This is a genomic window from Devosia geojensis (genome assembly GCF_000969415.1).
Lineage (GTDB): Bacteria > Pseudomonadota > Alphaproteobacteria > Rhizobiales > Devosiaceae > Devosia > Devosia geojensis.
In genome coordinates, this window is record NZ_JZEX01000124.1 from 127,497 (window position 1) to 136,703 (window position 9,207).

Genomic DNA, 9,207 nt, shown 5'->3' on the forward strand with positions numbered 1-9,207 from the left:
GCCCATCGTCTCCTTCAGGTCGTTTGCCGTTCCGGCAAATCGCCCTCATTCTTGTTGTCGCGGATGGCCTTAGGCCGCGTAGGTCTTCTTGACGGCGTCGAGCGCGTCCTTGACCTTGGCGCGCAGCTCGTCCGAAAGGGCCTTCTCCTTGGCGATCGCGCCGAGGATATCGGCGTGCTTGGAGCGGAACGCCGAGAGCACGGTCTTCTCGAAATCGCCGACCTTGTTGACCGGAAGATCGTCGAGATAGCCGTTGATGCCGGCAAAGATCACGACGACCTGCTCTTCGGTCTTCAACGGCGAGAACTGCGGCTGCTTCAGAAGCTCGGTGAGGCGCGCGCCGCGGTTGAGGAGGCGCTGGGTGGCCGCATCGAGGTCCGAGCCGAACTGGGCGAAGGCCGCCATCTCGCGGTACTGCGACAGCTCGCCCTTGATCGAGCCCGCCACCTGCTTCATCGCCTTGACCTGGGCTGACGAACCCACGCGCGACACCGAGAGGCCGACGTTCACGGCCGGACGGATGCCCTGGAAGAAGAGGTTGGTCTCGAGGAAGATCTGGCCGTCGGTGATCGAGATCACGTTGGTCGGGATGTAGGCCGACACGTCGTTGGCCTGTGTCTCGATGATCGGCAGCGCCGTCAGCGAGCCGAGCCCGTGATCTTCGTTGAGCTTGGCGGCGCGCTCGAGGAGGCGCGAGTGCAGGTAGAAGACGTCGCCGGGATAGGCCTCGCGGCCCGGCGGGCGGCGCAGCAGCAGCGACATCTGGCGGTAGGCGACGGCCTGCTTGGTCAGGTCGTCATAGGCGATCACGGCGTGCATGCCATTGTCGCGGAAGTACTCGCCGATCGCGCAGCCGGCGAAGGGCGCGATGTACTGGAGCGGAGCCGGGTCGGACGCCGTCGCGGCGATCACCACCGAATATTCGAGTGCGCCCGAATCCTCGAGCTGCTTGACGAACTGCGCCACGGTCGAGCGCTTCTGGCCGACGGCGACGTAGATGCAGTAGAGCTTCTCGGTCTCGGAAGCGTTGGCGGCATGCGCCGGCTTCTGGTTGAGGAAGGTGTCGAGAACGATGGCGGTCTTGCCGGTCTGGCGGTCGCCGATGACGAGCTCGCGCTGGCCGCGCCCGATCGGGATCATGGCGTCGATGGCCTTGAGGCCGGTCGACATCGGCTCGTGCACGGACTTGCGCGGCAGGATGCCCGGCGCCTTGACGTCGACGCGGCGGCGTTCGGTGTATTCGATCGGGCCCTTGCCGTCGATCGGATTGCCGAGGCCGTCGACGACGCGCCCGAGCAGGCCCTTGCCGACCGGGGTATCCACGATCGAACCGGTGCGCTTGACGGTGTCGCCTTCCTTGATCGAACGGTCGTCGCCGAAGATCACGACGCCGACATTGTCCTCTTCGAGGTTCAGCGCCATGCCCTTGATGCCGCCCGGGAACTCGACGAGCTCACCGGCCTGGCAGTTGTCGAGGCCATAGACACGCGCGATGCCGTCGCCGACCGAGAGCACCTGACCGACTTCGGAAACCTGGGCTTCCTGGCCGAAATTCTTGATCTGGTCCTTGAGGATCGCAGAGATTTCCGCGGCTTTGATGTCCATTATCCGACCTCTTTCATGGCGATCTTCATCGCTGCGAGTTTTGTCTTGAGGGAAGAATCGATCAACTGGCTGCCGACCTTCACCTGAAGGCCGCCGATGAGCGAGGGATCGACATGTTGGTTGAGCGTGACGACCTTGCCGACCTTTTCGGCGAGCGTCTGCGAAAGCGATTTGGCCTGGGCGTCGGAGAGCGGCGCGGCCGAGGTCACCTCGGCGGTCACTTCTCCGCGCGCTTCGGCGGCCAGCGCCTTGAAGGCATCGACGATCTGCGGCAGGGCGAAGAGCCGCCCGTTGCGCGCCACGAGCTTCAGCAGGTTGGCGACCAGCGGATTTGTCTGCGTCTTGGAAAGGATCGCGTCGAGCGCCTGAGCCTTCTCTTCGGCCTTGATCGCCGGCGATTTGAGGAAGCGCGAGAAATCCTCGCTCTCACCCACCAGCCGGGAGACGTCGCTCAGGGCCGTTTCCACCGATGCCAGCTGATTTTCGCTCCGGGCGACATCGAAAAGCGCCGACGCATATGGCCGCGCGATCCCAACGAGAACTGAATTCTGCGCTGCCAATGCCGCTTCACCCTCTCGATTGCCCGCCTGCTTGCCGTCCCGGAAAACTTACCCGGTCGGCCGCCGACGTTTAGCGTCTTGTTTTTGGGAGGAGCCCGTCCGCCAAGCCCCTAAAGTCGCGCTCGCTCTATCACAAGCGCAACGCGGCTTGCAAGGCTTGGGCAGGCGATTCGGCGCAGGCGAAAATGTCGCAGCCACGGGTGCGGCGCGTAAGTCTGCTCAAGCGCTCTTGCGAGCCTTCCTGAGGCTTTCCGCCAGCGCGGCGTTCATGCGCGTCTGCCAACCCGGTCCGTCCGCCTTGAACCCCTCCACCACCTCCCGGTCGAGCCGCAGGCTGACCGAGACCTTGGGGTTCGCAGACTTGGGGCGGCCGGGCATCGGCAAGCCACGTTCGGCAAAGAACTGCGCCGCCGGAATCGAACGCTTCAGCGCTTCTTCGGTGAGTTCAGGAGCATCGTCCTCATCGAGTCCAATCGTCTCCTCAAACTCATCATCATTCGGCTCGTGCTTCAATTTCCCATCCATAGCCGTTTGTCCTTTCGGTTGAATGGTCGCATGCTGATGATACGAAGGCGGCCATCCCGCATGGTGAAAACCACATGATATCCGACCATGTCGGGTCCCATCCCGCGCGCGAGGAAGCGATCCTCACCGTAATCGCGGCGCAGGTCGGGCTCGATGATTGCGTGGTCCCAATCGAAGTCTCGCGCCAGGGAAAAGTCGATCTTGTGCTTGGCCCGATTCTTGGCGTTCTTCGTTCACGGCGTCCCCGACGTCAATTTATGTATATACAAAAATCTCTCAAAAAAAACTCATCGGATCGATGTCGACCTGCACCTTGAGGCTGCCCCTGGGGCGCTCGGCGGAGGCGAGCCAGAAGCGCACGTAACCGGAAAGGTCGAAGTCCTTGGGGCTCTGGGCGAGAAGACGGACGCGGTGGCGGCCGCGCACCATGGCGACCGGTGCGTCTGCGGGGCCGAAGAGCTTGAGGTGCTCGGCCATCGGCGCGACCGAGAGGAGGCGGCGTGCGTAGTCCATCGCCTCCTCGTGCGCGTTGGCCGAGACGACGAGCGCCGCGAGCCGCCCGAACGGCGGCAGGCTTCCCGCCTCGCGCGCGGCAAGCTCGTGGGCATAGAACGCCTCGCGGTCGCCGGTGACCATGGCGCGCATCACCGGATGGGCCGGATGATAGGTCTGCAGGAACGCCTTGCCGTGGCGCGAGGCGCGCCCGGCGCGGCCGGCAACCTGCGTCAGGATCTGGAAGGTCTTTTCGGCCGCGCGCGGATCGCCGTGGGCGAGGCCGAGGTCGGCATCGATCACGCCGACGAGGGTGAGCTTTTCGAAGTGGTGCCCCTTGGCGACGAGCTGGGTGCCGATGACGAGGTCGTACTCGCCGCGCGCCACCTCCGCGAACCGCTCGCGCAGCGCCGCGTTGGAACCCATGTCGGACGAGAGGATCACCCGGCGCGCATCGGGAAAGCGCTCCGCCGCCTCCTCGGCGACGCGCTCGATGCCCGGCCCGATCGGCACCAGCGAGTCCTCGGCCCCGCACGATCCGCAGCTCTTCGGGATCTTTTGCTCGTGCCCGCAATGGTGGCACATGAGGACGCCGCGGAAGCGGTGCTCGACGAGCCAGGCCGAGCAGTGCGGGCACTGGTACTGGTGGCCGCAGGCCCGGCAGAGCGTCAAGGGCGCATAGCCGCGACGATTGAGGAAGAGCAGCGCCTGCTCGCCCCGGTCGAGGGTCGAAAAGATCTCGCGGGCGAGGCGCGGAGCGATCCAGCGGTCCCTTTCAGGGCCTTCCTCGCGCATGTCGATGGCGGTGACGTCCGGCAGCGCCGCCTCGGCAAAGCGCGAGGAGAGCATGACGTGGCGGTAGCGGCCCTGGTTGGCGTTGTTGCGCGATTCGACCGACGGCGTCGCCGAGGCCAGCAGAACCCGCGCGTCGGCAAGGCGGGCGCGCACCACGGCCATGTCGCGGGCGTGGTAGTTGACCCCGTCCGACTGCTTGTAGGCCCCGTCATGCTCCTCGTCGAGGACGAGGAGGCCGAGCTCGCGGAACGGCAGGAAGAGCGCCGAGCGCGCGCCGACCACGGCGCGCACTTGCCCTGTCAGCACACCGCGCCACACCCGCGCCCGCTGCACCGGCGTCATGTCCGAATGCCACTCGGCCGGCCGCGCGCCGAAGCGCTTGGAAAAGCGCTCGAGGAAGGCGTGGGTCAGTGCGATCTCGGGCAGCAGCACCACCGCCTGCCGCCCGGCGCGCAGCGTATCGGCTACCGCCTCGAAGAACACCTCCGTCTTGCCGCTGCCGGTGACGCCATCGAGGAGGGCGACCCCGAACCGGTGCGGGTCGAGGCCGCGGATGGCGCCGAGCGCCTGCTGCTGCTCGGGGCTGAGGGTCGGCATGTTACCGTCGGGGTCGGGGGGCATGACGACCGGCGGCGGCGGCATCTCGACCCGCTCCAGCGCCCCGGCCCGCTCCAGCCCTTCGATCACCGAAGCCGAAACGCCGCTCGCCCCGACGATCGCGGCCTTGGCCCAGGCCATGCCGTCGGCGACGACGTCGAGTACACGCAGCCGTGCATCGGTCAGCCGCTCGGGCTCGAATCCGGTCTTGCGGAAGGCGGTGATCGGGCGCTCGGGCTCCAGCGCCTCGCGGCTGCGCAGCGCCCCGCGCATGACCATGCCGGGGGCGGCGAGCGTATAGCGCCCGACCCAGTCGACGAGCTTCAGGAGTTCGTCGGAGAGCGCTGGCACCTCGAAGACGTGGGCGATGTCCTTCAACCGGTTGTGGGCGACATTGTCCTTCGGCTCACCCCAGACGACGCCGAGCGTCAGCGTCGGCCCCAGCGGCACGGCGACGATCGAGCCGCGCTCGACCTCCGCCCCGTCCGGCACCCGGTAGGAATAGGGTCCCTCGACGGCAACGCCCACCATGACTGCAACGATGTCGCCTGGCCCGTACATGTGTGCTCGTTCTGTTCTCTTGGCTCCATACATAGCGCCTGGCGCCGATTCGGCTAGGGCGCCGCGGATTAAACCGCACCTTTACCCTGCCCAGCCAAGATGCCGCCATGACCGATATCGCCTTTGCCGCCGACGAGACCGTCAAGCGAGAGATCGCCCGCTGGATGCGCGAGCTCGGCGCCGTGCGGCGGCTGGCCGGCAAGACCCTCGAAGCCTATGACCGCGACCTCAGGCAGTTCCTTTCTTTTCTCTCCGGCCACACCGGCGGGCCGGTCTCGCTGAGGACGCTCGAGGAGCTGCGCGCCGCCGACATCCGCGCCTTCATGGCCGCGCGGCGGGCGGAAAGCCTCGGCTCCCGCTCGCTCGCCCGGGTGCTCTCGGCACTCAAATCCTTCTTCGGCTTCCTCGAGCGCGAGGGGGTGCTGAAGAGTGAAGCGCTGACGACGGTCCGGACGCCCAAAATCCCGAAATCCTTGCCGAAGGCGCTGACCGTCATCGAGGCGCGCCGAACCATCGAGACCACCCAAGAGCTGGAAGAAAGGCCATGGATCGCGGCGCGCGACATGGCGGTGCTGGCGCTCTGCTACGGCTCGGGGCTGCGCATCTCCGAGGCGCTGGCAGTGACGCCGGCCGATCTCGAAACACAGGCGCTGCGCGTCACCGGCAAGGGCGGCAAGGTGCGGATGGTGCCGCTGATCGCAGCCGTCCGGCAGGCGATAGAGACCTACAAGTCCTTGTGCCCGTTCGCGCTTCCGCGCGACGAGCCGATGTTCCGCGGCGTGCGGGGCGGGCCGCTTTCGCCCAGATTGATCCAGATGCGCACGGCCCAGCTGCGCGGGGCCCTCGGCCTGCCGCCTTCGGCGACCCCGCATGCGCTGAGGCACTCCTTTGCCACGCATCTGCTGGGCCGTGGCGGGGACCTGCGGGCCATCCAGGAGCTGCTGGGGCACGCCTCGCTCTCGACGACGCAGGTCTATACCGCGGTCGATACCGACCGGCTGCTCGAGAGCTACCGCAAGGCCCACCCGCGGGGGTGATGGGTTGGCAAAGTGCTGACGCTGCGGCACCCGAATGCGGCTTTACGCGCACGGTGCGCCGATGTAGGGGAATGGGTCATGCGCTCGCACCCGATGCTTCTTGCGAAAGTCTGGCTTCTTGGCACCCACATGTGCCGGGGCGAACGCTGACATCCTTATACTCAAGCGATTTCGTTTCACCGGCCCGGCCATCAGGCCCGGGATGTCTCCGGTGACCGATGGACGGGCGCCTTAAAGAGGTTCCCCGATGTCCGCCCCGCCCGTTTCCGCCGCCTCCGCCGAACGTTTCGACACCCTGGGCTATGCCTTCGCCATCGGCGGGGCGGTGCTGTTCTCGACCAAGGGCATCTTCATCAAGCTCGCCTACGCCCATGGCGTTGCGACCGAGACGCTGCTGGCGCTGCGCATGGCCGTGGCGCTGCCGGTCTACGCAGTGATCTTCCTCGTGCTCGCCAGGCGCACCCCCGGCATCCTCGGCAAGCTGAGGGGCTGGACGCTCGTCGCCACCATGCTGGTGGGCCTGCTCGGCTATTATGTCTCGAGCTACCTCGATTTCGCCGGCCTGCAGTTCGTTTCGGCCCAGTACGAGCGGCTGGTGCTGTTCACCTATCCGTTCTTCGTCCTCGTGCTCGGCGTCTGGTTCTTCGGCGACCGCATGGCCTGGGGCGTGGTGCCGGGGATGGTGATCTCCTATCTCGGGCTCGCGGTGATCTTCGGCTGGAACCTCGTCGCCGAGCCGCAGGGGCTCTTCGCCGGCACGGCGCTGGTGATGGCGGCGGCCCTCACCTTCGCGCTCTACCAGCACCTGGCCAGGCGGCAGATGAAGATCATCGGCGCCGGGATCTTCACCTGCGTCGGCATGTCGACGGCCGGGATCGCCGCCATCGCGCAGGATGCGGTGGTGCACGGACCCGGCAATCTCGCCTCGGTCGATGCGCACACGCTCGGCTACGGCCTGGCGCTCGGCATCCTGTGCACCGTGCTGCCCTCGTTCCTGATGAACGCCGGCATCTCGCGGATCGGGGCGCGCGCCACCTCGACCACAGCCGGCATCGGCCCGGTGGCGACGGCCGCCATTGCGGTCGTCGTGCTGGGCGAAGCCTTCACGATCTTCCACGCCATCGGCACCGCCCTCGTCATCGCCGGCATCACCCTTTTCGGGCGCGCCGAGCGCAAGGCCCTCGTCACCGGATGACGCCAAAGGGCGAGGTAACGACTATCTGTCCGGCCAAAGCCGCTGTAAGGTCGCGCTGAATCGCAGTTCACTTTTCTGGGAGGACATCCTCATGCCGTCTGCAATTCCGCTGCTTCGCGGAGCGCTCGTCGGGTTGTCCCTGGTGTTCGCCGCGGCGACTCCGGGGTTCGCCGCGCCCGCGACCGAGCCGGCCGTCCTGCCCGGACCTTCAGGAGCACTGCTGCTCGCCCAGCTCGACGACATCGATTTCGGCGACGATTCCAGCCAATGGGCCAATGACGGCGAATGCGACGATCCGCGCTTCACCGGTTCCGGGGCCGCCGCCGAGCTCGTCGATGCCGACCTGATGAAGGACGCCACCGACTGCCAGCAGGCCTATGAGGCCGGCACCGTGACGCTCGTCGAAGACGACAGCGGGGAGACGGGCGGCAAGGAGACCGCGCCCGAGGCCGCCGACATCGACTTCGGCGACGATTCCAGCCAATGGGCCAACGATGGCGAGTGCGACGATCCGCGGTTCACCGGCCCCGGCGCCGCCGCCGAGCTGGTCGAGGCCGACCGCATGAAAGACGCCACCGACTGCCGGCAGGCCTTCGAGGCCGGCACCGTGACCCTTGCCGGAGAAGGTGGAGACGAGCCTGCCGACGCCGCCGACATCGATTTCGGCGACGATTCCAGCCGCTGGGCCAATGACGGCGAGTGCGACGACCCGCGCTTTGCCGGCGTCGGCATGGCCAGCGAACTGCTCGCCGAGGACGAAGGCAAGGACGCCACCGACTGCCGCGCGCTCTTCGAGGCGGGCTCCATCACCCTCAAGGGCGGGAATGGGGGCGCCGCCACCGGCATCGACGACATCGACTTCGGCGATGATTCGAGCGACTGGGCCAACGATGGCGAATGCGACGATCCGCGCTTCACCGGCCCGGGCACGGCGACGACCCTGCTCGATGAAGACGAGCGGCGCGACGCCACCGACTGCCGCGAGGCCTACGAAGCCGGCACCATCACACTCAAGGGCGAGGGCGCCAGCGCCGACGACATCGATTTCGGCGACGATTCCAGCCAATGGGCCAATGACGGCGAGTGCGACGACCCGCGCTTCACCGGCCCTGGCGCCGCCGCCGAGCTGCTCGACAGCGACCGCATGAAGGACGCCACCGACTGCCGCGCCGCCTTCGAGGCCGGCACGGTGACGCTGGCCGACGACAGCAGCGGCCCCTCGGGCCCGACCGAGTTCGACTATGGCGACGATTCCTCGACCTATGCCAATGACGGCGAGTGCGACGATCCGCGCTTTGCCGGCAGCACCGGCATGGCCAAGAAGCTCCTCGTCGAGGACGAAATGCGCGACGCCACCGACTGCCGTGCGCTGGTCGACGCCGGGGAGATCGAGATCCGCAAGGTCTACGACCCGGCCTATGCCGCGGCCGGTCCGCACGACTCTTCCCATGTCGACTTCGGCGACGATTCCTCGACCTACGCCAATGACGGCGAATGCGACGACCCGCGCTTCGAGGGTCCGGGCACGGCGACCACGCTCCTCGACAGCGACGAGCTGCGCGACGCCGCCGACTGCCGTGAGGCTTATGAGGCCGGCACGGTGGTGCTGATCGGGGAGTAGTCAGGCGTAATGGCGGGCCTCTGACCTCTGCTTTTGTCGTCACCGCCGGGCTTGTCCCGGTGGTCCAGGGGATGCCGCGGCATTGCACTGGATTGCCGGGACAAGCCCGGCAATGGGATCGGACCTGGACCTAGCTGGAGCCGTTCCCTAGCTGGAGCCGTTCATGGATTAATAGGGTCGGGGGCGGTCTCGTATAAAGACGTGGAGAGGTCGACGGGG

The 9,207-nt window shown here is 67.0% G+C and carries 7 protein-coding genes and 1 pseudogene; 3 read left to right on the forward strand and 5 right to left on the reverse strand.

Annotation, left to right across the window (positions count from 1 at the left end; all coding sequences use genetic code 11):
• Positions 1-69: 69 nt before the first annotated feature.
• The 5 genes and pseudogenes from atpA to VE25_RS15115 form a co-directional block, all read right to left on the reverse strand.
• Positions 70-1,605 carry a F0F1 ATP synthase subunit alpha gene (gene atpA / locus VE25_RS15100; protein WP_046109455.1) on the reverse strand — a complete coding sequence of 512 codons (1,536 nt, stop codon included), beginning with the start codon at positions 1,603-1,605 and terminating at the stop codon, positions 70-72.
• A complete protein-coding gene (locus tag VE25_RS15105) occupies positions 1,605-2,165 on the reverse strand; it encodes a F0F1 ATP synthase subunit delta (RefSeq protein WP_046109456.1) in 561 nt (186 codons plus the stop codon). The genes atpA and VE25_RS15105 overlap by 1 nt, the downstream gene beginning before the upstream one ends.
• 219 nt (positions 2,166-2,384) lie before the next feature.
• Positions 2,385-2,678 (reverse strand): BrnA antitoxin family protein, encoded by a 294-nt coding sequence (locus VE25_RS15110; protein ID WP_244466941.1) that lies wholly within the window; start codon positions 2,676-2,678, stop codon positions 2,385-2,387.
• Positions 2,675-2,908: pseudogene (locus VE25_RS22415) on the reverse strand (BrnT family toxin); the annotation flags it as partial. The pseudogene VE25_RS22415 and the gene VE25_RS15110, both read right to left, overlap by 4 nt.
• A gap of 58 nt (positions 2,909-2,966) precedes the next feature.
• Positions 2,967-5,135, reverse strand: coding sequence for a primosomal protein N' (locus tag VE25_RS15115; RefSeq protein WP_046109458.1), 2,169 nt, complete (start codon positions 5,133-5,135; stop codon positions 2,967-2,969).
• A 107-nt stretch (positions 5,136-5,242) separates the two neighbouring features.
• Here VE25_RS15115 and VE25_RS15120 point away from each other — a divergent pair, with 107 nt between their 5' ends.
• The 3 genes from VE25_RS15120 (at position 5,243) to VE25_RS23180 (ending at position 8,988) form a co-directional block, all read left to right on the forward strand.
• A complete protein-coding gene (locus tag VE25_RS15120) occupies positions 5,243-6,172 on the forward strand; it encodes a tyrosine recombinase XerC (protein ID WP_046109459.1) in 930 nt (309 codons plus the stop codon).
• A gap of 247 nt (positions 6,173-6,419) precedes the next feature.
• The gene (locus VE25_RS15125; RefSeq protein ID WP_046109460.1) at positions 6,420-7,367 is read left to right on the forward strand and encodes a DMT family transporter; all 948 of its coding nucleotides are present in this window, start codon (positions 6,420-6,422) and stop codon (positions 7,365-7,367) included.
• A gap of 91 nt (positions 7,368-7,458) precedes the next feature.
• Positions 7,459-8,988, forward strand: coding sequence for a hypothetical protein (locus tag VE25_RS23180; RefSeq protein ID WP_201776098.1), 1,530 nt, complete (start codon positions 7,459-7,461; stop codon positions 8,986-8,988).
• Positions 8,989-9,207: the final 219 nt, after the last annotated feature.